General features: G+C 59.7%; 25 protein-coding genes. 4 read left to right on the top strand and 21 right to left on the bottom strand.

The genetic code is table 11. The features are described from left to right. The first annotated feature begins 220 nt into the window (after positions 1–220). The gene (gene metG, locus ACQY8Q_RS26680; protein ID WP_428429561.1) at positions 221–1804 is read left to right on the top strand and encodes a methionine--tRNA ligase; all 1584 of its coding nucleotides are present in this window, start codon (positions 221–223) and stop codon (positions 1802–1804) included. A gap of 29 nt (positions 1805–1833) precedes the next feature. Here metG and ACQY8Q_RS26675 read toward each other — a convergent pair whose 3' ends face one another. Next, positions 1834–2730, bottom strand: a complete 897-nt coding sequence (locus tag ACQY8Q_RS26675) for a DMT family transporter (RefSeq protein WP_428429560.1) — start codon at positions 2728–2730, stop codon at positions 1834–1836. A 175-nt stretch (positions 2731–2905) separates the two neighbouring features. Between ACQY8Q_RS26675 and ACQY8Q_RS26670 the strand changes: the two genes are divergently transcribed. Beyond that, a complete protein-coding gene (locus ACQY8Q_RS26670; protein WP_428429559.1) occupies positions 2906–3796 on the top strand; it encodes a LysR family transcriptional regulator in 891 nt (296 codons plus the stop codon). A 474-nt stretch (positions 3797–4270) separates the two neighbouring features. After that, a complete protein-coding gene (locus ACQY8Q_RS26665) occupies positions 4271–4888 on the top strand; it encodes an HAD family hydrolase (RefSeq protein ID WP_428429558.1) in 618 nt (205 codons plus the stop codon). Positions 4889–5199: 311 nt separating this feature from the next. On the opposite strand, the gene ACQY8Q_RS26660 is transcribed toward ACQY8Q_RS26665, so the two are convergent. Both ACQY8Q_RS26660 and ACQY8Q_RS26655 read right to left on the bottom strand, forming a co-directional pair. Next, positions 5200–5814, bottom strand: coding sequence for a hypothetical protein (locus tag ACQY8Q_RS26660; RefSeq protein WP_428429557.1), 615 nt, complete (start codon positions 5812–5814; stop codon positions 5200–5202). A gap of 47 nt (positions 5815–5861) precedes the next feature. Beyond that, entirely contained in the window at positions 5862–6632 is a 771-nt protein-coding gene (locus ACQY8Q_RS26655) for an Abi-alpha family protein (protein ID WP_428429556.1), read from the bottom strand. Between the two features lie 206 nt (positions 6633–6838). Between ACQY8Q_RS26655 and ACQY8Q_RS26650 the strand changes: the two genes are divergently transcribed. Next, positions 6839–7888 carry a hypothetical protein gene (locus ACQY8Q_RS26650; protein ID WP_428429555.1) on the top strand — a complete coding sequence of 350 codons (1050 nt, stop codon included), beginning with the start codon at positions 6839–6841 and terminating at the stop codon, positions 7886–7888. Positions 7889–8021: 133 nt separating this feature from the next. Here the strand turns inward: ACQY8Q_RS26650 and ACQY8Q_RS26645 are convergent, their stop codons facing one another. The 18 genes from ACQY8Q_RS26645 to ACQY8Q_RS26560 form a co-directional block, all read right to left on the bottom strand. Then, the gene (locus ACQY8Q_RS26645) at positions 8022–8783 is read right to left on the bottom strand and encodes a hypothetical protein (RefSeq protein ID WP_428429554.1); all 762 of its coding nucleotides are present in this window, start codon (positions 8781–8783) and stop codon (positions 8022–8024) included. A 14-nt stretch (positions 8784–8797) separates the two neighbouring features. Continuing rightward, positions 8798–10528, bottom strand: coding sequence for an SGNH/GDSL hydrolase family protein (locus tag ACQY8Q_RS26640; protein WP_428429553.1), 1731 nt, complete (start codon positions 10526–10528; stop codon positions 8798–8800). 8 nt (positions 10529–10536) lie between these two features. Continuing rightward, positions 10537–13875: a host specificity protein J gene (locus ACQY8Q_RS26635; RefSeq protein WP_428429552.1), complete on the bottom strand. Its 3339-nt coding sequence runs from the start codon at positions 13873–13875 to the stop codon at positions 10537–10539. Next, a complete protein-coding gene (locus ACQY8Q_RS26630; protein WP_428429550.1) occupies positions 13872–14303 on the bottom strand; it encodes an NlpC/P60 family protein in 432 nt (143 codons plus the stop codon). Before ACQY8Q_RS26630 ends, ACQY8Q_RS26635 begins: the two co-directional genes overlap by 4 nt. After that, positions 14300–14824: a hypothetical protein gene (locus ACQY8Q_RS26625; protein WP_428429549.1), complete on the bottom strand. Its 525-nt coding sequence runs from the start codon at positions 14822–14824 to the stop codon at positions 14300–14302. Before ACQY8Q_RS26625 ends, ACQY8Q_RS26630 begins: the two co-directional genes overlap by 4 nt. Beyond that, positions 14821–15240, bottom strand: coding sequence for a hypothetical protein (locus ACQY8Q_RS26620; RefSeq protein WP_428429547.1), 420 nt, complete (start codon positions 15238–15240; stop codon positions 14821–14823). Before ACQY8Q_RS26620 ends, ACQY8Q_RS26625 begins: the two co-directional genes overlap by 4 nt. Continuing rightward, the gene (locus ACQY8Q_RS26615; protein ID WP_428429546.1) at positions 15237–19532 is read right to left on the bottom strand and encodes a phage tail length tape measure family protein; all 4296 of its coding nucleotides are present in this window, start codon (positions 19530–19532) and stop codon (positions 15237–15239) included. The genes ACQY8Q_RS26620 and ACQY8Q_RS26615 overlap by 4 nt, the downstream gene beginning before the upstream one ends. Then, on the bottom strand, positions 19529–19813 hold the full coding sequence (locus ACQY8Q_RS26610; protein ID WP_428429545.1) for a DUF1799 domain-containing protein: 285 nt from the start codon (positions 19811–19813) through the stop codon (positions 19529–19531). The genes ACQY8Q_RS26615 and ACQY8Q_RS26610 overlap by 4 nt, the downstream gene beginning before the upstream one ends. 89 nt (positions 19814–19902) lie before the next feature. Beyond that, positions 19903–20277, bottom strand: coding sequence for a hypothetical protein (locus tag ACQY8Q_RS26605; RefSeq protein ID WP_428429543.1), 375 nt, complete (start codon positions 20275–20277; stop codon positions 19903–19905). Between the two features lie 173 nt (positions 20278–20450). After that, on the bottom strand, positions 20451–21386 hold the full coding sequence (locus ACQY8Q_RS26600; protein WP_428429542.1) for a phage tail tube protein: 936 nt from the start codon (positions 21384–21386) through the stop codon (positions 20451–20453). Then, positions 21387–21572, bottom strand: coding sequence for a hypothetical protein (locus tag ACQY8Q_RS26595; protein ID WP_428429541.1), 186 nt, complete (start codon positions 21570–21572; stop codon positions 21387–21389). Between the two features lie 4 nt (positions 21573–21576). Next, entirely contained in the window at positions 21577–21993 is a 417-nt protein-coding gene (locus ACQY8Q_RS26590; RefSeq protein WP_428429539.1) for a phage tail terminator protein, read from the bottom strand. Next, positions 21990–22583, bottom strand: coding sequence for a phage virion morphogenesis protein (locus ACQY8Q_RS26585; protein WP_428429538.1), 594 nt, complete (start codon positions 22581–22583; stop codon positions 21990–21992). Before ACQY8Q_RS26585 ends, ACQY8Q_RS26590 begins: the two co-directional genes overlap by 4 nt. After that, a complete protein-coding gene (locus ACQY8Q_RS26580) occupies positions 22583–23014 on the bottom strand; it encodes a gp436 family protein (RefSeq protein WP_428429536.1) in 432 nt (143 codons plus the stop codon). The genes ACQY8Q_RS26585 and ACQY8Q_RS26580 overlap by 1 nt, the downstream gene beginning before the upstream one ends. After that, complete coding sequence (locus ACQY8Q_RS26575; RefSeq protein WP_428429534.1) at positions 23014–23715, bottom strand: hypothetical protein; 702 nt, start codon at positions 23713–23715, stop codon at positions 23014–23016. The genes ACQY8Q_RS26580 and ACQY8Q_RS26575 overlap by 1 nt, the downstream gene beginning before the upstream one ends. A gap of 100 nt (positions 23716–23815) precedes the next feature. After that, a complete protein-coding gene (locus tag ACQY8Q_RS26570) occupies positions 23816–24709 on the bottom strand; it encodes a Mu-like prophage major head subunit gpT family protein (RefSeq protein ID WP_428429533.1) in 894 nt (297 codons plus the stop codon). A gap of 9 nt (positions 24710–24718) precedes the next feature. Beyond that, positions 24719–25132, bottom strand: a complete 414-nt coding sequence (locus ACQY8Q_RS26565; RefSeq protein ID WP_428429531.1) for a hypothetical protein — start codon at positions 25130–25132, stop codon at positions 24719–24721. Further along, positions 25132–26292: a phage protease gene (locus ACQY8Q_RS26560; RefSeq protein ID WP_428429529.1), complete on the bottom strand. Its 1161-nt coding sequence runs from the start codon at positions 26290–26292 to the stop codon at positions 25132–25134. Before ACQY8Q_RS26560 ends, ACQY8Q_RS26565 begins: the two co-directional genes overlap by 1 nt. Between the last annotated feature and the right edge of the window lie 183 nt (positions 26293–26475).

The following is a 26475-nucleotide window of genomic DNA, read 5'->3' as shown; positions in this document are numbered from 1 at the left end:
GCTTTCCGCCTCGTTGACAGGCCACCCCCACCTGTTTTATCAGACCGCATGACCAGTCTGCCGATCAACACTCTTTCGCGCATGATGATGCCGCTCTCCATCCGAGAAGCGGACCCTTTTGCGTGATCTGAGATAATTTCGCCAGACGCCCAAGCCGCTTCATCCGAGGCGGCTTTTTTTGTGGAACCGCCTCCCCAAACCATTTCGAGGAGTTCCGCCATTGACCCAAACACCCAATCGTTCACCGGTCCGTTACATCACCACTGCCATCCCGTTCGTCAACGCAGCCCCGCATCTGGGTTTTGCGCTCGAAGTCATTCAGGCCGATACGCTCGCCCGCTTCCACCGGCAGCAGGGGGAGGATGTGCGCTTTTTGGCCGGAACCGACGAGAACAGCATCAAGAATGTCCGGGCAGCGGAGGCTGCTGGAGACAGCGTCGCCGATTTCGTCGCGCGCAACGCTGCACGTTTCCAGGCTTTGCCCAGAACCCTTAACCTCTCCTATGACGATTTCATCCGCACCAGCGTCGATCCCCGCCATACCCCGGGCGTGACAAAGCTCTGGCAGACCTGCTGCGAGAACGGCGATATCTATAAGCGGTCCTACAAGGGCCTCTACTGTGTCGGCTGCGAGCAGTTTTACAGACCCGATGAACTGATCGACGGCCGCTGCCCTGAACATGATGCGCCGCTGGAGGAGATCGAGGAAGAAAACTGGTTCTTCCGCCTGTCGAACTATACCGGCCGTCTGCGCGATCTCTACCGGAAGGGCACGATCCGCGTCGTGCCGCATGCGCGCCAGAACGAGATTTCCGCCCTGATCGAGCGCGGCTTGGAAGATTTTAGCATTTCGCGCAGTGCCGAGCGGGCGCGGGGCTGGGGCATCCCGGTTCCCGGTGATCCCGGCCAGGTGATCTATGTCTGGTTCGATGCGCTCGCCAATTACATCACGGCACTCGGTTACGGCACCGACGAGGCGGAGCTCGCACGCTATTGGACAGGAACAAGTGCCCGTGACCATGTCATCGGCAAGGGCATCACCCGGTTTCACGCGGTCTACTGGCCAGCCATTCTGTTGTCGGCCGGCCTGCCTCTGCCAACCCGCATCCTTGTCCATGGCTATCTGACGACGGAAGGCCGCAAGATCAGCAAATCGCTCGGAAACGCCATCGACCCCACCGTCTATGCCGAACGCTTTGGCACGGACGCCCTGCGCTACTTTCTCCTGCGCCATATCCGCACGACGGAGGACGGCGATATCTCGCTCGAACGTTTTGAAAAGGCCTACAAATCCGAACTGGCCGGACAGCTCGGAAACCTCGTCCACCGCACGTTGAGCATGATCGAACGCTATCGCGGCGGCACCCTGTGCGAACCATCGCCGGAATTTTCAGACCACGATCCGTTGATCCCACAGGCGCTCGGCCTGCAGGAAACCGTCACCGCCCATCTGAATGCCTATGCCTTCGACCGGGCGCTGGATGCGATCTGGAAACTGGTGGCCGAGGCCAACAAATATGTCGCCGACCAGCAGCCCTGGGCACATGCAAAAGCGGTGGCGGCAGCGCAGTCAGCGGATGAAAGACAGGAAGCCGCTACTCGCCTGAACGACAGCCTCTACAGCATCGCCTTAACGCTGCAGATCATCGCCGAAGCGCTCACGCCATTTATGCCAACAGTTTGCGCGCAGTTGCTGCAAAAGCTCGGATTGGAAGAGGGGGATGACGGCCAGCGCCCGGGTTTGGCCGGAGCGCCAATCGCCGCCGGAGCGCCGCTGTTTCCGATGGATCCGGTGGCGCCGTGATGGGGAAGGCGGCTGACGACGGAAGGCCGTCAGCCGCGCGACGTGATCCAGACGCCCACCAGCGTTACCGCCAGCCCGATGAACATCGCTGGTGTCAGAGGTTCGGAAAACAACGCCCATGCCCAGAGCATGGTGACCGGCGGGCTGAGATAGATCGCCGCGCTGACCTTTGCCACCGGGAACATGCGCAGGCTGGTGTAATAGATGGAATAGGCTGCGAAGGTGGCAAAGACCACGAGCCAGACCATTCCTATGGCAAAATTGACGGTCAGGGGTGGCGCGATATCACCTTGGATCCGTGCACAGAGGCCGAACAGCACTGCCCCCGTCAGCGTATGGATGCAAAGGCTCTGGTGCACCGGCATATGCGCAGCCCGCCGCCAGCGGAACAGCACCGAGGCAAGCGCGAAAATCAGCATCGAGCCAATGGTCACGCCGTAGGCCCAGGCGGGAGCCGTGCCGAAGCTGAGGCTATCGACCGAGACGACGAGCACGCCCACGACCGCGACAGCCGTTCCCAGCCATTGCCGGGGGCTCAGCCGCTCCCCCAGAACCGGTTGAGACAAGGCGGCGATAGCCAGCGGCACCAGATCGGAAATCAGCGCGACAAGCCCCGTCGGCACCCGCTGTTCGATCGCCAGTGCAAACCCGCCGAGATACAGGAACACCGACATCACGCCGAACAGCATCTGCTCTCCTATCCCGCGCAACCGCATGCGCGGCCCGATGGCCAGCGCGAAGGGCAGCAGGATCAGGCCGGACAGAAGCGTGCGCCAGAACAAAACCAGCGTGACGCTCGCCTGTTCGCTGGCATAGCGAATGCCGACGAAGCCGGAGCTCCAGCTGATGACCAGCAATGTCGCCATCAGTGGCCACAGGAAACGGCGCTGGTTTTGGGCGGGCTGGGATAGGGCTTGATCGGTCATGGTATCTCACAGGCATGGTGTTTGCCGTTCAGCCAATAGGGCCGCGGAGATCACGTTGCACATGACAAATCTGAATTGCCGCATGACATTCTATGCGCCAACGTCATTGAACGTTGCCCAACAGGCCCGGGCGCGGCATAATTTCCGAAGAGACAATCAAACTTGAGCAGGGTCCATGACTGACTTCACCACCCGGCGTCTGGAAATCGATGCACTGCGCGCGCTCTGGGCGATCCGCCACCATGGCGGCATCACCCGCGCGTCCGAAGCACTCGGCCTGTCGCAATCCGCTGTCAGCCACAAGATCAAGAGGCTCGAAACCAGCCTTGATTGTCATCTTCTCAGCCGCAAGCCGGGAGCGCCGACGTTTACCGCAGCCGGAGAGGATTTGCTCGACTATGCGGTTCGCATTATCGGCCTGCATGACGAGGCGCTTTTGAGCCTGTCGAAAACGTCCATCGCTGGCCGTATTGCGCTTGGCTTGACCGAGGACACGACCTGCACCGACCTTGCCCGCATCCTCGGGCGATTTCGGCGCCTGCATCCGCATGTGTCCGTCCGCACCAAGGTCCGGATGAGCCTGGTCCTGCGGGCCATGCTGGAGCGCGGCGAACTGGACGCCGCGATCGTGCAGGTGTTTTCCCATGACGTCCGCCCCACCGATCTGGTGCTCTTCCGCGAAGATCTGCATTGGGTCAGGCACGCCGATTTTCCGCTTCCGCAGGAGGGGCCCATTGCCTTTTTGTCCTTCGACGACGAGTGCTTCTATCGCAAATGGGCGCTCGATATCGGACAGGACGGGGGCGTGGCGCTTGAAACTGTCTTTGAATGTTCGAGCGCTGCAGGAATTGTTGCAGCGGTCACTGCCGCCATGGGGATTGCGCTTCTCAGCACGCGTCACCTGCGCCCCGATATGCAGATCATCACCGCCCGCCTTCCGTCGCCACCGTCCGTGGCCTACGTGGTCCGTCGCGCTCGAAAGGCAAGAAACGCCGCCCTCGATACGCTGGTTGCCGAAATCGACAGCGAAATCAGACGCTACGGCGGACTGACGATCGCCAGCTGAGGTGAACAGGATCGTTGCAGAAAAGCCGATCAGCTAGGTTAGGACCGTCGCAGGCGGGGTAGGGCCGGTGGCCGGACGGTTTGGCAAAACGCGCGAATGCCTGAGTTACACACAGGTTTTTACGGCATGGGCCTTCAAGCTTCATTGAAACCTGAGCGAGAATTACAGTTGCCGCCCCCGATCCAACGCCCTCGATACGGTTCCTTTTTATTTTCCGTTAATACTCTACTCTTAATGGTTGTGGTGCGCGCGCGAGTCGCGGCCGGGATGATCGTCGGATCGCATAACCTGATCTCCCGAAACCATGACGGTCTCTCCGGGACGTTTGACTGGGCCTTGTGATGACGACAATTGCCAATAGCAATGCCGCTTTGACCATTCTTACACAGACATCACTTAATAGCCTCGACGCCTACACTAAGACAGATGTAGTTCAAAAGTGAGTGCATCGCATGTTCAGTTGCGGGGGCGAAGATGAGCAGGATCAGATTAGCGGCGTTCGACGTTGACGGAACACTGTTCAGAGGCGAAAACATCTGTGGCTGCATTGGCAGAAATATCGGGCGCTCGACAGAGATGGAAGCCTTCGAACGCTTGCGTTCGCGCGAGGATATGACCAAGGGACGGGAAGCCATGCTGGAATGGTACCTTCCTTTCGGCAAGGCCGGATTGATCAAGTACCTGGCCGACCTCCATCTTGCTCCGGGCGTCACACAAGGTTTCACCCGGCTTAAGGCCGCAGGGGTGAAGATCGCTCTCGTTTCGATTACCTGGCAATTCGCAGTCGAATGGCTCGCCGGAGAATTGGGTGCTGATTACGCGGTCGGTACGGGCTGGCGAGAGGACGACACTCTCAGCCATTTTTGGCCGGAAGATAAGGCCATCTATCTGAATTCTCTACTCGCGGAGCTCAAACTAACACGGGAGTCGTTGGCAGCGGTGGGTGACTCGTATGGCGATATTCCGATGCTCAACGGCGCCTCTCGAAGCTATTTCGTGGGCGAAGTCCGACCTCAGGAACTGCTTCATGCAGCGCATTGGCCTGACGCGAATATTGCCGACATTGTCGAAGACATGCTCGCGCCTTTCTAAGGCGGTGTGATCGCAATGAGCCCGTTGCAGATTTTATTGCCTTCAAAAAAATATCCCCGCAAATCCCCGCCCTCAAAACCTGTGCGATACTCTTTGCGTCCCATCACGGATACACCGGAAAGCGTTGCCGGCGAGGTGGGGTCGGTGCCCGGATGGTTTGGCGAAACGCGCGCGAAATCCCCGGGGCTGCGTGAAAGGCGGTTCTCCTCCGGTTCGTGAAAGCGGACCGGGCGTGCCGGGTGGTCACACCGTCCTTGGACGGTCCAGGGCCGAACTGTAGCGCGCAAAATCGAATGGCAGTGCGCGCAACATCAGATGGCAACAGTTTTTGGTTTCGCAGCCGGGATATGCTCGATGAGTTCGAAGGAGCTGCTTCCCTGTGTGAGGGTCTCATATACATTGAGATTCGCCGCGCCCAATAGCCCCAGCCAAATGGCGTTCACATCTCCGTACGCCTGGTCCAAAAAATCCGTAGTCAGGAACTTATCCCAATCCGCAGTGAGGGGGTCATAACGGTCTAACTTGTCGCGCTCAATCACCTCCTCGTCATCCGTAGACCTCTCTATCGGTTTTCCGTGCGCAATCTCATCTCGAAAGGTCTTAAGGGATGTAACCGTTAAATATGGCCGCTTGCCGAAGTCGATTTTAACCCCGAGCTGTTTGGCCACCAACTTTAGCTTCTCTTTCGTCGGCTTCCCCTCATCCCACTTTTTGGGGCTGAGCTTCCAACCAAGGAAGTTAGCCTTTGCCTCGATTGAAAACGCAATCATCATCAGACATGCCATCATCTCAAGGCCGACGCCTTCACGATCGTCGTTCTTGATGCGCTCGCCAATCCGCTTGTAGAAATAGTAACCCGCGTTCGACAGGTCGTTGTGAACGAGAATCTGCTTCTGCCGTTTAACCCGAACTCTTATTTGAGGCATCTATTCTGACTTAGCTCCCGTTTCGGAAATATCATCCGTTTCAGGCTTCAGGAAGCATTGAGCCCATCAACTGCCTTCATGAATGCCCATCCAAAATCGGTAAGGCGGAGCTCCTTAAATGTCCGCAAACCTATTTGCACAAGTCTGCCTGACTCATCGGCAGGTGACCACAATGCGGATGACATCTTCCAGTCATAGAAGGCCGTCAAGCCAAGAGAGTGTAGATGATGACCATAGAATGTCACATTCTTGGGAAAGGCTAATCGGGAGGTCGGGACTTCATCTATCTCATACGTCACGCCATAAAAGTGATTCATCGTGGCATCGTAGTTCTGATGGATCTGCTGCCGAAAGTAGCCGCCTTCTTGTTGCCGACGCCAAACAGAAAACAACAGGCTCGCTTCGTCCGACGATAATTGCTTTATGAGTAGAGGAAAGGACGGGTGTGCCTCGTTCACCCGATCTTTGTCGAAAGCCCGGGTCAGCAGCTGAGAGAACATTTCATTGATTGGGGTGCCGTCCGGCTCGTATCGAATCGCCTCGATAATGGGGCCAAGGATTTGCGGGGGCGGCGCAATGCGATCTTGCTCCCGAACCCGCCGAATTGAGGTGTTCAAGAAATCCACGAACCGATCCTGAAGTGCGGCGGCCACTTGCAACGGCGCGAGAGCCAAATGGAGTGTCTTCAGAATATCCGTCATTACATCGCCCGCAACTCGCAATGGCCGAGCTATTCCATCATCATAAACTGCCTTGACGGGGAGCTGTTTGGCGATCTCCGTTGCTATTACGACTGCCATATCAGGCGCTTCGGCCATGTATTTGTTCCCCCGTTTGACGATTTCTTGATATTGTCTAACATCCCTCTCGAATGTATTCGAATCCTATTCATACCGCTATCGAACTGGGCTCCATCGCTCACCGGGGCGGAATTCCACTTAGTCCTGAACGGAACATCTGGCTGACGGGTGCGCGCAATCCAGCGAAAAGAGCCTGATAACCAAGGCAAGGGGGCACAGCTGAAATGAGCGCAGAAGAGACGTCGAGCAACGGCAAGGCGAACTGGTCATCGTCGTTTGCAAGGGCACGCACGGAGATGATTGTCACGACCGTCATCATCTTGGCGGTCACTCATTTGGATATGAACCTATCGAAAATTCCGGGCTTTGGAATCGAACTGGCACACGGCGCGCCCAAAGCCACTATCCTCGCTTTTCTCCTCCTCTTCTTTGCCTATTTCCTCGTCGTCTTTGTGGTGAAGTGCCTGGCGGAATACCGTGACGTTCAATTGCCTGCAGGCATTCTCAGTAGTCTGGAAGAGAGTCTAAAAGATCATGTGAACAGGCTTCACACCTTGCCGGAACCAGCCCACGCTGAAGCTTTGGATGTTCATGTTGCGCAACTGCATCGGGCTGTTGACGAATACAAGCAGGCGACATTTAAGCGGTATGAGCAGTTTTTAGCGTATCTTCCCGAAAGGTGGGCAGTAACGGATGGCAACCGGATTGATGCTGTCGACTTTCAACATGTGCTAGCCTCAATCGGGAAGCCTATGGATGAAGTCGCTAGGGCTGGCGTCGTGAACGCGGTTCAAGCTGAAGTGGATCGTTCTAAAAAACTCAATGATTTGAACTGGGAACAGGAGGTCATCAAACTCAACGCGAACGCTGAAGCTCATCTGACGTCGGTTCGAGAGGTTATTGATAGGTTCCAGTTGAACTTAAATAGCGAGATTGCGCAGACCCAGAAAGATATTGCTGCGCGAGCACATGACGTGAAACCCATCTTGAGCGCCATTCAAGTAGACATAGACAAGATACGAAGCGAAACCAGGAACCTAGCCAGAGCGCTAACTTGGGACAAAATCGTGTTTGGCTTTTGGGTCCCGCTCATCTTCGCGCTGCTCGCTGTTGGGTTTTCTGTCCCCCAAGCGATTGCCGATATGAAACCGCTAGGGTCTAGCATTGCAAAATGCTCGTCCCCACTAAAGGAGAACTGCTGGTATCGCGATCCTCAAACACCATTCGAGAGCATGAAAAACTTTGTTAGAAAAAGCGTCGACGTTCTAAAGTAAGGGTTAACGATTCAACTCCGTGATATGCAGGTTGGGCCTTTGGCATAGACGAAGCCCAACCCACCTAATGGTTACGCATTTGCGTAGTCTTTAGACGGCCACTTCTCTTTAAGACGCCGCGCGGTTGGAATGTTCAGATCGAAATCCCACGCGGGTCGAAGTAAGCCTGCAGCGCAGCTCGGTTCGCCTGCATCTGCGCTTCCGTGTGTGCGACAGATGCGATGGCAACGAAGGCAATGTCGATCTGGCCTATAAATGCAGGTGCCGCATAGCTGCTTCCAATCCGGTAGAAGCCGCTCGACGGGAATCGAGGTGTATTTGCAGCCAGCGAGACGGCGTGGCCGTTATTTGTGAGGTCAAATAACTCATTCTTCGTAACGGCATCCTTGACCAGAAGAGCGTTCATTCTCCAGTTGGATGGCGTCGGGATTGGCAAGCTGACAGTACCATTGATGTGGTTAGCAACAGAGGTTCCCCTCGACCCAATTCCTTGCACTGTCGGTCCAGAGCCGGGATTTTGGAAGAACAGAGCTGCCCCGAACGTTGACCCACCGCCAGCCGCCGCCGGCCGTGTGAATGTCGAAACCGCCATCGACTGTGTCGCTGAACTCAGGAGGTCACCGATCGGACGGCAGATGCAGTAGATCGTCTGAGCCGAGCTTTCCTTGGTACGCGTCTCCAGATAGTTCACGTCGCCCTGAAACGTGACGTAGTTCGCATTGGCGACAGGTACCCCTTTGATGCTGGCGTCCGGCTTCCCGCGTGCATAGTTGCGTGCCGCCTTTTGGACGCTGGTATTACAGAAGTGGATTGCCTCCATGCCGTCCATGACGGGGAGGATGAATTCTCTCGCCCCTGCCTCGCCATCGGTATTTCGAGCTGTGTAAACGACCATTGGTCTTCTCCGTGTCAGATGAGGTTGCGGGCGGCGGCGGCAATGGCAGCCGCCAGAATGCGAAAACACATGAGGCGTGAGCCCCCGATCTGGTGAAGGGGATCGTTGACGGAGGTCATCTTGACACCGGTCGTGAGATCAACCGAGCCAGCTGCCAGGGCAAAACCGGCATCGGGCGGAGCCGCTACCCAGGTTGGCACGAGAAAGACCTTCGGGCTTGCATGGTCCCTGATAGCGTCCATCGCGCCTCGCCAATACGCTTTGTAAGATGGCATGAGCGCGTCTCGGTCAGGCGTCACCGGAATGACTGGAAACCAGCGCAGGATCTTGAGGTTTGGCCACGCCGCATGCAGACGCCTGTAGACCAGTCTGTCGTTGGTGTAGGTCGTTGAATAGATTTCATCGAGTGTCCGGTCGCGGACATCGTTGGTGATGTAGCCGTATGGGGCAATGTCAGGGATCCCCAGACCGGTGCCGATCCGAAACCGTTCGAAGTCGAGCACGCGGCCATTCACGATGTCGCCCGCTGCGTCACCGCCGGTCGCAAGACGAAGATACGGATTACGGTCGAGCTTTGCGGCATCCGTCATCGCGTTGTAGGCGGCAAAACCGCCATCCTCGACTGGTGTTACCTTATCTGTCACCGCGAAGGTAACGTCGCCGCTCTCCCATCCTGATCGCCCTTCGACCTGCACGCCCCCGAAAGTGCGCGTACCGATGAAGACCGGGCTGTATCCCCGCGTCTCCAATTCCGGCTTTAGAAACTGGCCAGCAGCCTGCGAGTTGCTGTCGCCAAAGCACAGGATGACAGGCGCTGTGGCCGCCGGTGGCGGGTTGGGCGCGACGATGACGGAAAGGGAAAGCTCAGCGCGCGTGCTGCCATCCCAACTGCGGGGCCAAGCCGTCAGCGACGCGGATGCACCGAGATCGGCCGGTCTGAAAGTCAGGCAAACATCGCTACTGTCGCTGTGACCGGTTTCCCCGAGGATAGTAACCCTGCAACTGTTGGCATCGTCTCGATTGCCGAACAGGCGCGCCAGATAGATTTTCTGCACTTCGCCCGACCAGCCGAAGAGGTTGGGTCCAAAATACGGGGTGATATCCGACGATGCGGGAGTGTCGCCACCATCAAGACTGATGATGTGGGAACCTTCAGCGCCGAAGCGAGCAAGCACAAACCCTAATTTGTCGGTGAAGACGACGCCATTGTAGCCATCTTCCCTCACCGCAAAAAGGTTGGTCTCAAGGGCACCATCAAGGGTAAAGGCGGCGGATGAAAACCCAAACTTGTCGGTAAATGCCGCGACGACTTCGGAGGATGAAGAACCCTTGATCAGGGCGTTTGTGTCCTCGATTCTGTCGCTAAGCGATGACGCGTCGATGAGATCGCCGGTACGCTTCCAGCCAGCCGGCGAGACCGACCAGCTGTAAGATCCCTTGTTTGGGACCGTGCCTCCGACCACCGGATCGGTGTGAGTGCCGGCATCGGTGATGACCTCTCCCTTTTGCAGGGTAGCGCTGCCGACCACCGCCAGAAGTTCAGGCCACGTCTTTGCGGACTTCAGGCCGGTTGCGGCCGCAGCCATCTTGTCTTCGATCTCAGTACCGATCGGGCCAGCCAGTAGCTGTACTGCGAGAGCGTCAACCTGCTGGACTGCGGTGGAGCCGTCGCGATTGACGACAACCTCGTCGGCGACCGAGACACGATTGCTAATGTTTGTAGTTGATACGCCTGGAAGTCCCATGGTTGCCCTCAGCTGATAGTCACGGTGAAAGGACCGGCGATCGGACCCGGAACGCCATCGGCGTTCTGCGGTTCGAGCCAGATGTAATGAAGCCCTTGTGCAAGGCAGGTCGCGGTTTCGACGTAGGCACCGAAGTCATCGATCGAGCCCGCGAAGTCGGCCGATGCCAGCATGCCGATGACGTTGTTGCCGGTAACGGTCTGGACGCGGTCACTGTAGGAGCCGACCGCGGTTCGGATGACACCATCGCGATTGCTCCCGCCCGAGATCCTCGGCCGAACGGTGCCGGCTGTGCTTGCCGTTACCTTGAAGTAAATCCGGACGAACTTGCCGGTGGCGACACCCATCAGCGCTTGGCTGATGGCGTCGGCCACGCCGGCCGGGTGCGATGCGACACCCGAGCCGATCGTCCATGTCCCTAGCGTCCAGGTACCAGCTGCAAAGGCTCCGTTGATAATCAGGTTGGAGCGGGTTGCATCGCCAAGCGGCAGGCTGAAAGACCGTGACGGTGTGACAGCGTAAGGCTCTCCAACGCGATCTGTTGCGGTGTTGAGCGTTGGTGAGGTCGAGCGGTAGACTTGCACCTGGGCGGTGTTTGGATCATCCGTCGTGGATCCTGTGATGACCGCGCCGCCGAGCAACGCCGCCACAGCGATATCCGGGGAGTTCAAGGCAGTTGGAATGGCTGCGTCGCCTGCGCCGACTGTGATCGATACGGTTGCGGACGTTGGGCTGGGCCTGCCACTGGCGGACAGGGCAAATGCACGCAACTGGACGACATTGCCCTTAGCATAGCTGCTGATGACAAGTCCGCCATTGCCAGCCGGAATGGTGACCGATGTCCAGGCGCCGGAAATCCTGTGTTCAATGGTGAACTTCGAGGATGGAACGCTTCCGGTCCCCGGCTCGATCAGGATTGAAATGGCGTTGGCCGCGTCTGCGCCAGACAGGCCCGAGCTAATCGACGTGAAGCGTGGCGTGAGTGGAACAAGCAGGCTCTGGTCAATTTCTGTTCCGATGCGACCGGACCATGCCGGTGGAACCTCGGCGTCCGTCAGATCATCGATAATCGGTGCAGCATCGACCATGCGATAGACGCCGGCAAAGTCCTCGCCCGCCTCGATGCCGGTAACAATCAGGGGAAGGCTCTCCTGGAGCGCAATGCCGAAATGCACCAGCTCTCCAGCGATCGGTGCGGCAAGACCGGAGCCGGTCAATCGGACAGCGGCAAACTCCCCCGCGACGGTCGCAACGGGGCGCACAACACTGCTGCCGACCTGATCGCTGTTGCTGGCATAGTGGCGGAACCGGATCGCGTAGTTTGTCCCGGCAACCATCGTCACCAGTTCGTCCAGCTCGAGCAGATTGCCGTTGACTGACTTTACGCGGGCCGCGACCTGCGTCCGCTCCAAAGTGTCGAAGCTCCCCATCACCAGATCGCCGCGCGTAGCGACACGTGCAGCACCATCCTGGATGACAGTGTAGCTGTCGGGGCGGTGCAGCAATTCGTACATGCGCCGGCGCGCTTCTTTCCAGACCTCGCTCGGGTCGGTTTTGCCCGGCAGGTCGAGCTGCTCTGTCAGCGTGACAGGACCCGCATAGCCCGGCCACGGAACCAGACGCTCGGCCGGCAGGTAGTCGTTGGTTGCGTCGAGGAACGGAACGCGGAAACCATGCGGTGGATCGATGTAGCTTCGGCTCGAAGCGAACTGATAGGAGTTGCGCGGATTGACATGATCGGTAACCGCCAGATCTTTCGGCCGGTCCACGACGACACCCCACTTGATGCCGTCATGACGCGGGCTGGCACGGCCAGCGGAAGCAACCTCGGCAAGGACTTCACGGAGCTTGGCGCTGTAGTCGATCACCTTGTCGAACTTCAGACCCTTCAGGGTGCAATAGCGATGCCAGCTGATCAGCTGGTCGAGATCGATGCCGCTATCGAGCGCAGGGCGGGCGTTGGCCTTGCTCTGCAGGACGTGGCGAAACAGGGATGCCGGGTTGCGGGTCTCGCGCGTGATCCACGTGCCTGTGGCCTGATCCCAATCCGGGCAGATCCGCGAGGCGATGGCGTTGAAGGTGTCGAGCGCGCCCTGCAGCTGATAGGTCGCCTTGATACGAAGGCCGACCAGTGCCATCGGTTTGGAGAACGCAAACGGGTATTCCGGCCGCAAGGTCTGCAGGGCCACCCATGAGGTGCGGCTTTGCACCTGGGCGTCTGTGTCCTCCGGACGCATGCGTGTGAGCTGGATCTCGTAGCGGCCGCGCACCGGGAAATCCCAAGTGTATTGCCTGAAGAAACCTTCGAGCTTTCGAGCAGAGACGCTGAGTGTGTCAACCAGCTGCCATTCCGTCGCACCGGCCAGACGCTGCTGGATGCGAATGCCGATGGATATGGACTTTTTCTTGCCTTTCTTGTCGAGCTTGCATGCACCGGCCGGGAAACCAACAATGATGGAAGCGCCCTTGGCATCGGCTCCGGTGGTGCGGACTACCGGCTTTTCCAGCGGGTCGCTATCGTTGATGATCTCGCCGAGGTCATCACGCGGATATGGCCGGGACAGTTCCGCACCGATGGTTTCTTCGACTATCTGGCGTGGGTAGAGCGCGATCGGCAGATCACCGGGCAGGCCCTGGCGAACTTCAATCTCGACCTCGTCATATTCAGCCAGGCTGGTGTCACCGAGGCGGAAATCGTCCAGAGCCAGCGGGCCATAGCCGAAGTTGAAAACCGCGCGGACATACTGCTGGTCGCCGACGATCTCGGTGTAGCTCATTGCGCCGAAAGGCGGAGCGTAGCGCAGACGGCCAAGGATATCGGGAACAACGCCGTTCGGCGTCAGCGGGTTCTTCCACCCGGAAATTGAGAAGATTGCTTTCTGCTCTTGGCTCTCCACCTTTGGCGGCGGGATCAGAGCGTTGATCAACAGGTTGCCGAGCACCGTGACGCCGAGACCAATCAGGCCGCTGGCAAGCTGCGAGGAGATGCCCAGTGTGCTCACCAAGGCAGGAGCCCAGAATTGACCAAGTGCAATGGCGGCGACCGAGACGACGATCTGCAGGATCGACTTGAGGGCATCCTTGCCGGGAATAATGCGAACGACGACGCGAACGCCGGCGCGCGGCTTGACGCGGTGCCAGCTCTGCCGGGTTACAATGATGCTGCCGAGGTCGGAGACCAAGGCAACACGGCAGTAATCGAGGTCGCGGGCCGTGGCACCCGGCAGTGCTGCTTCGACGATCGCGGCGACCGTGCTGCCAACCGGCATGTGCATGTCGATGCGACCGGTACCGGGATCGGCGAACGGAGCGGCCAGAATAGAGATGGTGCCGGAATGAGCGTTCATCGCGCCGCCCTCGATGTCATTTCACGGTGCCTGTAAACGCCGTTCAAACGATGATGCCAGCGGCCGGCGTGGTAGTGCTCGAGCTTGGCCTGGTCGTCGGCGGCGATGTGGAGCATTAGGCCCGGATTGACCACGACGCCAACATGGGTGTCGTATCGGCCGCGCCGGAAGACAGCGAGATCGAACGGCCGAGCGAGGCCGTCCACTAGGCGCCAGACGCCATTGCCGGTGACGTCGCCGATATGGGCGGACAGTTCCGCCAGTTCTTCAACCGACGCATATGCCCCGATATAGCTTGGCAACACGATGCCGAGCTGCTCGGCGTAGGCGATGCAGGCGAGACCCCAGCAATCGCAGCCGGCGCGATCGCGGCCGAACTCACGGTATGGGATGCCGACATATTCATTGGTCCAATGGGTCGCTGTCATCGGTGCAACCCCGGAAACTTGTCCTTCGTCATGCGATCGACGGGATAGTCTTCCTCCTCGACATCCTGCCGGGAGACCTGCAGCGTCACTTCACCGGGATTAAGATCGTGGGAGACGATCTTCAGGTCGCGGTATTCGACCTCGATCATGTTCGGCGAGGACGCCAAAACGACCGCGATATGCATGGTGGCGAGATCCGTGAACGAGCGCAAAAGCTTGGCAATCTCGTTATCGACGTTCTCGATGATAATCGTGGCGGCCGCCGGCGCGTCGTCCATGTCTGATGGCAGCAATGTCGAAGCGACAATCCAGAGGAACGGATCTGCAATTGGATTGCCGGTCATCCATGTAGAGCGGGTGCCGTAGTACAAAGGATCGGACGAGAGACGCTCGGTGTTATCCGTCGAGAGGCGGATGGGTTTCGCCAGTGACGAGTGATCGATGAAGAACAGTGCGGCGTAAATCTCCTCCGTGGAGGCACTATCGTTAGCAATCCGCTGATTGAGTGAGACCCTCCTCATGGCATCACCGCCACGGAAAACGAGATCCGGAATTCAACGCCGACAATGGCCTCGCTGGGCTGTTGGTCGCCGAACAAGCAGAGCCATCGCGCGGCAAGCAGGATCGGAACGCCTCCGCTGGTCAGAAGCGGTTCCCCAGCGCTCGTCAGAAGCGCCCAGCCGTCCGTGGTCGGGTCCGGCATCATAAACGGCTTGGAACCGCGCTTCACGCTGTATCGGTGAAAGTTGTCAAAGATCGCCTTGCCATTGCGATCAACCAGGATGGACAGGTTGACCAACTCGGCCACCGATGAAAAGCGGCCGCGATAGCCGTTTGGCCCCGCGTCGGTTCGCCGCTTCAGACGTGATTCTTGCGGTGACTTCTGCCACGTGTTGCGCTCGGGTCTAGGGAGTTCTGTGGGCCAAGTCGGGATCATCGCGCAATCCTCTTGCGCTTGACACCGAACACCCTGCCCATTGTCCGCTCAGCGCCGCCGCCACGCTTGGCCAGGCCGGAACCAATCGCGTCGGCAATAGTGAACTCCGAATGGCGGCCACCGCGTTCGTCGGTGGTTTCCTCGTGCTCGATGCTGGCCGAGCTATAATTGTGAATTGTTGTCGTCGATGGCGCGGAAGCAGAGTTCGCGCCAGAGGTAGCCTGCGGATAGGCCGGTGACTGGCCGACACTGACGTATCCGCCGTCGTAGTACCCCGGCTTGTTGTCGTTCAAACCCTCTAGGAAAGCCCGGACACCCGGCTTGGCGACGGTGCGAGCATTCACAACAAACTCTTGGCCGTGGACGACACCGGCAACCTTTTTCGTGTCCATGTTTCCGGTCCAGCCGCCGACATCGAAGCCGTTGGTCAGGAAGCTGCCAAAGGTCGTATTCGGTGCCCACATCGAGCTGGTCGGCGAAATCCCGCCGATCATCTTTCCAAAGATACCGAGGAGACCTCCGCCAGCCGCGCTGCCGCCGCTGCTGGCGGCATTGACCAGCTGCTGACTAAATTGCCCGAGGCCGCCGCCGAACTGGCCGAGGCCTTGGGTCGCTGCACCGGAGGCACTCGCCATTTTTTCAAGCGCGAGCGAGGCCGTGTTGGCGGTCTTGTCCACCTGAAAGTGCATCGTGTCGGGCTTGTTCCAAGTGCCGCCCCACGTCAGTCCGTTCTTTTTCGCAAGGTCGTTGACGTTGGCTGGCAGATCGCTCTGGAAATTGTTGCTCCAGGGGTTCTGTCTCGGGTTGATATCGAGCGCCTCGCCGAAAGCATGTTTCGACAAGTTGTCGGTGCCCTTGACCTTTCGATAGCTGTAACCACCTTCGCCAAGGCTGCTGACATTGTAGCCAGCGGCCTCCAGATCGTTCAGGAGTCCCTGAAAACGCGGAGCGTATTCCGAGCTGACCTTGGCCTTCAAACCACCAGCGGCGGCGATCTCCGAAAGCGGAATGCCGGTTTGGGTCTGGCCGGCTGCGGCAAGTGAAGCATTGCCACCGGTTTTGAAGAGACCTGGAAGGCCACCGGCGCCACCGGCGACACCGCCGTTGATCATCACCGTGCCGGCGGAAACCGTCATAGCTCCGACGGCTTGCGCCGTCCCTGCCATTGCCGGGTTCTTGCCGCCGGCCAGGATGCCGAAAAATCCGCCCAGGCCACCGACGCTCGCCATTGTCGGATTGGCATCACCATAGATCGCGTTTTTGATAGGGTTCTTGATCGCGAGGGTGTTCAACTCGCCGAGAATGTCCTTCCCGATGTCTTTGAAAGTGCTCTCAATGTCTTTGAAACCGCCGAGTGCGGAATCAGAGAGGCTGTCGATCGCGTCGCGGCCGATATCGCGAACATCTTCCCACGCTGCCCTTTGTTCCTTCAGGGCTTCGGTCAGGCGGATTGCAGATGCCTCGGCCGATGAGAAGTCGATCGGCTGACCGGCGCTGCGCAGCTGCTCGGCAATATTCTGTTCACTACCCGAGCGAAGCAGCTGGTCCTGTTCAAACTGTAGATCGTCGAAGAACCGCGCGCGCGCGACCTGGTCGGCAAGCTTGCCGTACTCTGCTGACTTCTTCTGGATCGCTGCCAGTTCGGTTTCGTCGATTTTGCGGCCGGTACGGAATGCCTCCTCGCGCAGCTGTGCGGTTAGGTTGAATTGCATCCGGAGGCGTTCGGTCTCGCCAGCTGTTTTGCCGATCAGCTCCAGTTCCAGACGCTGGCCTGCAATCGTCTGGTCGAGCGATCTGGCCCGTTCTTTCTGGGCATCGGAAAGTGACTTTTCGGCGCGCTCCAAAGCATCTTTGCCAGCGGTCTCGATGCGAAGATTGCGGGTTTGTCCGTTTTCTTTGGGATCAACTACAAGTTCCGCCTCGCGACGGGCAACAGCCGCCAGCTCTGCTGGAGAGCGTGCGTGGAGACCGGCGCGACGGATCGCGGCTTCCTCACGGATGCGCCCCTGTTCGGCGGATTGATTGAGGTAGGCAACGCGTTCGTCGTCGGCTGGACTGTTGATGACCGCACCGCGCTGTCTGCCGAGCGTTGCGGCTTCGATCGCCGCCTTCAACCGACCGTACTCGGCGACCTTGTCGCGAATGTTCTTCAGTTCTTCTGTGTCGGCCGACTTGCCCCGCGCGAACGCGTCTTCCTTCACCTGGGCTGTCAGATCGTACTCTGTGCGCAGGCGTTCCTGCTCCAGTGCCGTCTTTCCCAACAGCGAGACTTCGAACCGCTGGCGTTCCACCATGGCATCGAGCGAACGAACGCGGGTCTCCCGAGAGCGGGTTTCGTCGGCCGCCGCTTGGTCGAGAACCTGCCTGCGGGCGTTGGCGGCACGCGCCTCCACATCGACTTCCTGACCAGCTAATTCGATCCGGACGCGGGAAGCCGCGATTTCGGCCCGAACGGTAGCGTTCCGCTCGGACTGCATGCGAATATCGATCGCCCCTAACCGGGCGGCTTTCTCTTCCTCGGTGATGAGGCTTTTCAAGGCGCGTGTCTGTGCGTCGATCGCGCGGGCCGTCATCTCGCGCTGGGTGGCGCTTTCACCGCCAACAGCCGGGCCGCTTTGTATAGCCTTCAGGCGATCTTCCAAAGCCTCCCGCTGGCGCTGGAAGGCATTGATCGGGGATTGCTCGGCAATGCCGATGGCTACTGTACTGGCCGCGCGGCGCTGGTTGAGAGCGCGGACCCGCTCGGCATCCTCTTCCTGCTGCCGACGTTGCGCCTGCAGGATCTGCAATTCCGCCTGGGCCCGTTCGAACTTATCGGAACCGCCATTGAGAGTGCCGAGGATAAAGGAAGATGTGGTCGGTGCGAACCGCGCACGCGCCGCCTGGAGTTCCTTGATCCGCTCGTCCCGCGTCGGTCCCTCGATGGCCGTATTGACGCCACGGCCGATTGCCTCCCAGGCGTTCGAAGCCCCGTTCGCAACCGACGCCCAGGCACGGCCGAGAGCGGTCGTGGCTTCGCTTGCATCGGCAAGGCGAGACGGCAAGGCATCGAGCAGGACGCGCTGCGCGCCGGAAAGATCGTTTTGCGCGGCCAGCCGGCGGGCATATTCTGCGGTTGATCCGTTGATCAGACCATACTGGCGATAGAGGGTGTCGGCAGCCTTGGCGGGATCCGCAAACATTTCGGAGAGTTTTGCGCCGGCGTCTTCAGCGCCGATGCCGAGTGTTACGCCGAAGTCCTTCGATATCCCGATCAGTTGCTCGAAGTTCTGGGAACCGATCTTGCCGGTGCGCAGGAACTGGACTTCCATCGATCGGGCAGCCGACACCGAAATATTAGCCGCATCCGCTCCCGCGTGCGCTGCAGCCTCCATCGAAGAGCCTGACCCGGCTGTTGCGCGGCCGAGGCCGGAAGCAGCCGTCTCGACTTCTTTCATCGCGCCGAGATAGTCGTTCCAGGCGAGCGCACCGGCGATGGCAAGTGCTGACACGCCGCCCATTGCGAGACGTGCAGGTGTCAGCGCGGCCGTCAGCGCCTTCATCGTGTTTCCGACGCCGCCGTAAATCTGGATGATCTGCGGACCCTGCTGCAGGAACACCTGCGAAATCGGCATGCCAAGAGCCAACGACTGCACCGTGTCGTTGATCTGGTAGGTCAGGTTCTTGGCCTCATGCGAGGCTAGCTTCATATTCTCGCCATGCGCCCGCAATGCCGGATCGGCCCGCTTGATGGCTTCGACCTGGCGCTCGTAGGACGTTGTCAGCTTCCCGGAGGCAGCGGAGCTTTCGGAGGCCGACAGGACGCCTCGCTGCTCGTCCTTCTGGATCTCGGCAAGCTGGCGCTGGTAGTCACGCTGGGCGGCATAGAGCGGGATATAGCGGGCCCGGCGATCATCGATCTCCTGCGGAGAGAGCCCGCCAGGTGCCGGTGTGCCAGGCTGGGGGGTTGTCGGTGTCGGATTGCTTGTCGTCGGATAGGTTGGCGTCGGACGGTTTGGGATTTGCTGGGGCTGGATCGGACCGCCAGCGGTCGAAGGCCGCACGCCGGTCGCCCGTTCAACCTGTTCGCGGGCCGCCTTCTCGGCCGCCGCAAGATCGCGCTGCGCATCCGCAGCCTTGCGGGCAGCAGTGGCATCACGCTCCAGGGCGGCGGTATGCTTCTCAAGACTGGTCGATGCCTGGGCGGCTTCGGTGGAAACCGCGCCCAGGTCTTTTTTCACTTCGGCAGTCGCGGCCTCGAGCGGCTTTGCGTCGGCGGTGAATACCATCGCGAATTTAGGCAGATTGGTCATTCGGGCCGCTCCGCAAACGCACCGAGGGCAGCGCCTTCCATGATCATGACATCAGGAAAAACGGCATCGTTGAACTTGAGCCGGCGCAAAACGACATCGACACCGGCGTAGTTCAGGCCGACCCAGACCAGCCCGGCAAGTCCAGCGCCGGTGGCGTTCCACTGCGTATCGCAGGCCATCCATGCCCGCCAGCTTTCCGCCGATCTGTTCCAGATCTTGAAATTCACGCTTGCGCGCCCCTCGATGTCTTCGGCGTCAACCTCCGTTCCGAGGTCTGCCATCTGCTCTGCGATAGTTTCGTCGATGGTGACCGGTGTGCTGGGATCTGCGCGGCCGGAGCGGGCGAAGGCCCAGGCCCGCGCCGCCGCCTTCAGTTTCCCAGGCGGGCTTCGTCGCCGCTCATGCTTTCGCCGTAGGCGCGATAGATGGCCGTGCGGAACCAATTGAACTTGATCGCCTTCTCGAAATTCTCCGGCGAATAGGGAACGGGCGTCTTTTGGTCCGCTTCCATCACGTCGTCCCAGTTCTTCACGATCGCCTTCAGGGCGTCATATTCATGATCCGCCTGTTCCTTCGGCGGCATGGCGGCAATGGCGTCCATGCGCGCGATCGCTTCGTCGCGATCCTCGGCTTCGAACTCGACCTTCAGCCTCTGTTTGACAAACTTGCCCGGTTCTTTCGGGTCGGGAATGGAAACAGTGACAGGCCACCAGTAGCGATAGGTTTCGACAAGGCAGAAATTCATGAGCGTTTTCCTGTTTCAGAGAGGGTTTGAAGAGGCCTTGAAAGCCGCTTTTGAGGTCAGCGCCGGACGCGGCCGACGATGCCAGCCATGGCAACGACGAGAAGAAGGGTGCCCAGCCAGTGCCAGAAATCCTGGAAGATGAATTCAAGGACGATGATCATCGGGTGGACCTCCTATCGAACGACGATTTTCAGTTCGTCGAGACCGTTGATCGGCGTCACGTCCATCGGGATCGTGTAGTTGATGATGCCGTCCGTCTGGCCCTGCGTCGGCTCGCTGATCTCGACGGCTGCCATGATGTGCTCGACGATGTTGCCGGCGACCGTGCCGTGCTGGATCGTCACTTCGTCGGCCTCTTTCGAGATGGCCTTCTCGAACCAGTTCACCTCCGCCAGATCGCGGGCTTCGACGACTGCCGACGCCGTGGTCGATCGATTGCTGATTGCAACAACCTCGTCACCGATCAGAAAGCGTGGCGTCAGCGTATTGCCGAGGTCGACAGAAATGCTCTCAGCTACCGCGTCCCAGGCATGGATTGTCACAAGCGTGTTGGCCTTGGAAACGACCAGCGGCTTCGTCCAGCCGGCTTTGGTGACGGTCGGCATGACCGCGACATCGGTAATCGCGCCCAGGAGACCGACGATCGTAACGCGCCAGCGCGGAATGCCCTTGGCAGTCCAGTTCGGCGCGATGTTCACCCGGCAACCGACAAGGATGTGTTTGACCTTGTCCGAGATGATGTAGAGCGACCCGGCGTCCTGATTGTCGTCGATCAGCGTGTATTCGACCTTGGTACCGGCCGTCACCACCTCGGCAAAACCAGCGGCGCGCAGCAACGCGCCATAGCGGGGAATGGTGCCGGCGGCACCTGCACCGGCGATCTCGATGTCTCCCTCAAACCGGGCGTAGATGCCGGCGAGAACGACGCCCTGGTTGCCGAGGTAGGGCAGGATCAGATCGCGTGACACGCGATCGCCCGTCATCGGCGTGAAGGTTACATTCGAGAACAGCAGCGCATCGGCAGGCAGCGGCGTGCTGTCCTGGCCATAGGTTGCCTCGCGCTTGAACAGCGCGGCGAGTTTGTTCCAACGGCGAAATCCAAGCGACATTTACTTGCCTTTCTTTCCCGGCTCTTCGCCAGGTGTCTCGATGATGGCGGATGCCGGTTCGGCCTCGGTGACGGGCGCGTCCTTCTTGGGCGCTGCCAGCGTCGGCTCTTCGATCTGGCTAAGTGCGCCTGTCCTCGGATCGCGCTGGTACCGTCCGCCGGAGGTCGGCGTCGTGGGCTTGCTCATGCCTTCATTCCTCTTGTTCGAAGTAGGCGACGGAAAATGTGTGCTGGAACCAGACGGTGCCGTTGCGGGCCTTGATGATCTCGCCCGCGACGTGCTCGATCGGATCGGCATCGCCGATTTCCAAACCGACCAGCTGCCGGCGCGTCCAGTTCTTGACGGTTTCGAGTTCGTCGGTGACGGCGTCGCCATCGGCCGAGCCGACGTTTTCGAGAATAATGACGACGCCGATATCGGCTTCGGTGCGCTGGAGGATCGGACCCGTCGCACGACTATTCGGCGACGACACTTCCTCAAGCGGGATGACATAAGCCGCCGGTAACGCGGTCGGGCGGTCTTTGACCTGGGCAAGCTCGGTCGCGCCTTCCACCAGGGCGAACTTGGTTCCCGATTCGAGAAGGCGCTGTTTGATCTCGGCAATCATTGCAGGCCACCTTCCTGCTTGAAGTGGTCTTCGATGATCGTGAGGATCTCGGTGCGGTCTTCGGTATCCAGACCGAGGTATGGACGCGCCGGTATCTTGATCGAGTGTTCACCGACCGTCACATCGCGGGCGAAATTCGACCGGCCGCGCTTGCGAAAGCGGGGATCGAGCACGTCGGCCTTGGCGTCATAGTTTTGGTAAATCGTCTGTTGACCCTCCGGCATCTTGATCTCGCCGCCCAGGTGATGGATGGCCGCATACTCGACACTGCTCCCGACGCGGATCTCGTGGTTCTCGACATCGCCAACAATGCTCTGCTCCAGCCGCCGCGTGACGCGCAGGATGCTGTCATAGCCACGCGGGCGGCCATTGATCCGGCGCGCGGCGGTGCGCGGCTTCAGGCGCTGCCAGGGCTTGCCATCAGGATCGATCCCGCGCTCAAAACGGCGCTGGGTCGATGTCACGAGGTAGGCGGCGATCGCGGCTTCAGCTGCCTGCCGATTGCCCGTCGCCGCATCGAGCCTATTCAGCCCGACGAAAACCTGTTCGTCATCGACCAGGAGACGGATGCCCTTCGGATCGGCGGCCATCAGAGTTCCCTCAGACTGTCACGGGTGAAGATCCGACCAGGCGCGCTGGCTTTGACCGAGCCGCCGCCAGCCTGGACAGGTGCCACGCCTTCAACATCGAGCGTCACCACGCCTTTCGCGACATCCTTCAGCCAACTTTCAGCCTGCTTGAATGCGGTCGTGACCGGGCTGTCCTTGTCGGCTGCCTTGCCGTGCAGGTAGTAGCGGGCGATATCGCAGGCGGTCTTGGTGAGCACCTTCGGAACGACGGACAGCGGCAGGCGGTAGAGCTTGGCGAGATAACCGTCGATCAGCGCGTCGGCATCGCCAAGCGCCCGGTTGACGGGCGTGTCGTCAATCGTGGTGGCCGGCCGGTTCACCGTGTCCGTGAGCTGGATCAGCTCCTTTTCGGTAAACCGGTCGATCAGATCCTGTTTGGTCGCATAGCCCATCAGACAAGCTCGACCGACATTGCCGGGTCAGCGAGCATCTCTTCCAGCTGCTCGGGCGTCAGATCCGAAAATGCGTGGTCGATCGGGTCTGCCGAGTGGCAAACGCCGCCACGCCAATAGCCTTCGGTCTTGGCCGAGATCCGGAACAGAGACGGACGGTCACCAGATAGGCCACCTTCAAACGAGGCGAACAATGCCTCTGTGAGAGGAGTAGCAATGGCTACCTTCGACGACACGATCTCCGCATCCGACCCGGTATCGGCAAACTGCTTTTCACGGTTGGCGACTTGCTCTTGCAGCAGCTCGATTTCCGCGACCAGGTCGCCGACAACTTCGGCCGGATTTTCGGCCGGCGACCAGTCCTTCAGAGGGCCTTCAAGGACAGTGTGAGTAGCGATGGCGTTCATCAGCGCAATGCCGACTTTGGCCATATCGACAAGGTTTTCGAAGTCGGTGCATCCGGTCGCGAGGAGAGCGGCCGCGAGATCGAAGGTCACGCCGTCCTGCGAGAGGCTGGCCGGATCGCCAGCCTCTCCGGACGTCGCGCTCTCCGGGGGTATGGTTGAATTGGTCCCGACAGGACCGCTCGAACCTGTCGGGATTGATCCCTCGCCATTTGCGATCGAGGCATCTTCCTGCGGCGTTCCATCGATGATGATCACCGGAGTTGCCGCGCTGGAATTGGTTTTCTTCGGGGGCATTGAGCGTTCCTTTCGAAGGGTCTTGCGAAGAGGGCCGATCACCGGCCCGCCTCGAAAGACCCTCCCGGCGAACCGGGAGAGCTTCAGTCTTGGGAGAGGATCAAGCGAGCCAGGCGGTTTCGAAGATTTCGGCGGTGCCTCTCCACTCGTTGGTCTCGCCGTTGGCAGCGTTCTCGCTGTTGATGAGCTTGCGAGCAGCGCCGCCCAGCGTCGGGCTGACAACGAGCAGATCCGGCGTCAGGCCCAGCGGCCGGCCGTAGTCACCCTTCATCGACATGATGGCGGTGCGCGCCGTGTCATAGTTGGCGGCAGTGAGTGGCTGTTTGGAGCCGTAGCAAAACTGCCAGAAGCCAAAACCGACGTTGTGGCGGGCGTCGGCGCCATAGACGAACTGCTTTTTCGTGAAGACGTTTTCGTCGCGGATATCGTCCTTCGAGACGAATTCCCAAGGCTCGCGCTCCTGGAAGATAACCGGCTTCAAGACGCGCTTTGAGCACATCAGGAACCAAGGCGCGCCAGCACCGCCGTTGGTATTGGCGACCATCGACACGTTGCCGGCTTCATCGAGCACCGGGTGGTTGGTGTCGAAGTAGTACTGGCCGTCATAGCATTTGTTCGCCCAGCCCAGTTTCAGGATTGCGAAGCTGAGCCGATCGGCGTGCGAGCCGGTTGACTGGCCCATTTCTTCGAACAGTGGACCATAGGTTTTCAGTTTGTCGTCTTTGATGTCGTTGCGATCGACACCAATGGTCAGTTCCCAATCCTTGTTCTTGATGGCGTAGTCATGCTCCATCAGGTTCTGGATGAGGCGATCGCCGATCCATTCACGGACGTTCGGGATCTTGCCGAGCCAGCCGTATTTTTCTTCGCCGGAATCAGACGGAATAACGGTGGCGATGCGCTTATAGTCGGAGGTGGTGACCGAAAGCCCGCGCTGGAAATTGGTTTTGAAACCGACGCGCAGACCTTCGAGATTGGCTGAATTGATCTTCATGGGTGCCCCTTAGGAGTAACGGACCGACACGCCCTCGGCGGTCACGTCGAAGATTTTGCCCGCGATCGAGCGGGTGTTCGAGGCGGAGGTCTTTGCAACCGTCTGGTCATCGACGCCGTAGCAATCGTTACCAACATCCGCCTTGGTGATTTCGTCAGCCCCGGCCGAATTGGCAAAGACGAAGGTGCCGGCCTCGACCTCGGCCGTCAGGGCACCATCAGCGCCCAGGCGGTTGTCGTAGAGGGCAGGAGAGCGGCCGATGCCGCGCAGCGCGAGCGCCGTCGTCATCGGAACGGCGCGTCCGCTGCTATCGACGGCGACCTGCGCGCCGGGGAACAGCTGGACGCCGGCCTTCACCGGGAAAGCCCGGCGGCTGTGCGACGCCCGTTCGGGCGTGTTGCGGCCTTTGGTGAGCGCTGCCATCAGTCGTTCTCCTCTGCGGCCGCTTCAGCGGCGAGCGTCTTGGCGTACTCCTTGGGATCGATGCCCATGGCCGACGCCAGTCTGCGGTGATGTTCAGACAGATCGCCCTCTTCCTTTTTCGGCGGGTTGGCCGTTGCCGTCCGCTGGGCCGAGGTCAGGACCGGCGCATTCTCGACGAAGGCTTTGAATGCGGCGGGATCGGCCTTGTGCATCGAAATGCCCCAATCCTTCAGCGCCGGTGCAAGCTTGCCATCCTTGATCGCCTGGCCGACCTCGGCATCGGCATCACCGGCGGCCATGCGGTCTTTGAGTGCTTTCAGGTCGGTCTGCATGGCCGAGACCTGTTCGATCGGCACGAACTTTGTCGGATCCGGAGCTCCCATGGTCATAGCCGAGCGAACGGCAGTAACCAGTTCATCGCCGGCGGCGCTTTCTGCTTTGCCCGTCGCCGTGGCGATCGCTTTACGGTCGGCGAAGGCGGAATTGACGGCGGTCAGGACGACAGCCGGAGCGGCGTCCTTGGTCAGGCCGGCGGCGACGGCAATTGCCGTCGAGCTTGTCAGAAGCGAGTTGATGGCGGTCAGCACATCAGCCTCGCTCGCGCCGTCGGCAAGACCGAGGGCGGCAAGTATGTTTTTCATGGGAACCTCGTTGGTGGATCGAAAGACGGAGTGGGCGGAAACTTCCGCCATATGCAGGTTCGGATTGTTGGTGAGACCCGCATTCTGGAGCGCCAGGATGTCGCCGGCTTCCGTGTGGAAGTAGACCGGCGAGAGATAGCGATATTCTTTGGCGACGATTGCGGCCGACGCATTGGCCGTCCATTCCACGCGGCCATACAGGCCATCGTCGCGCGCCTGGACTTCCTTGATCCACCCGGCAGCAGGCGCAGGCTTTCCGTTCTCCAGGGCGTTGATGCTCTGGTGCTCGTAGTCGATGACGAGATCGAGAGGCCCTGCGAAGCTTCGGGTCTGTGCGGCGATCGTTTCAAGCCGGGTGCGATCGCCAGCGTGATATGGGCCACGGCCATCGCGGCCGGAAAACGTTCCGGCGGGGATCAGTAGGATCCACGCACCATCGGTCGCTGCAGCTTCGGTCAAAGCCGAGGCGTGAGCGGACAGAAGAGATCCTGCAAGGAGGGCGGCGAGAGCGTTTTTCATTCCCGCATCTAAGGGCGACGCGGCCAGCAAGTCCCCGTACGCAAAACGGTACGACCGAACTCAAAACAAGTGTTGGGGGAGAACCAACACATAGACCGGTCGATCCCGACCGGCAATCCAATATATGCTTCGCCGTTAAAGTAGTTTTGAAGGCCGTGGGCGCGCTTTTGGGGTCTGTCAGCG

The sequence above is a fragment of the Pararhizobium sp. genome, assembly GCF_965279435.1.
Classification (GTDB): domain Bacteria; phylum Pseudomonadota; class Alphaproteobacteria; order Rhizobiales; family Rhizobiaceae; genus Pararhizobium.
This window is presented reverse-complemented; position numbering and strand designations above follow the sequence as displayed.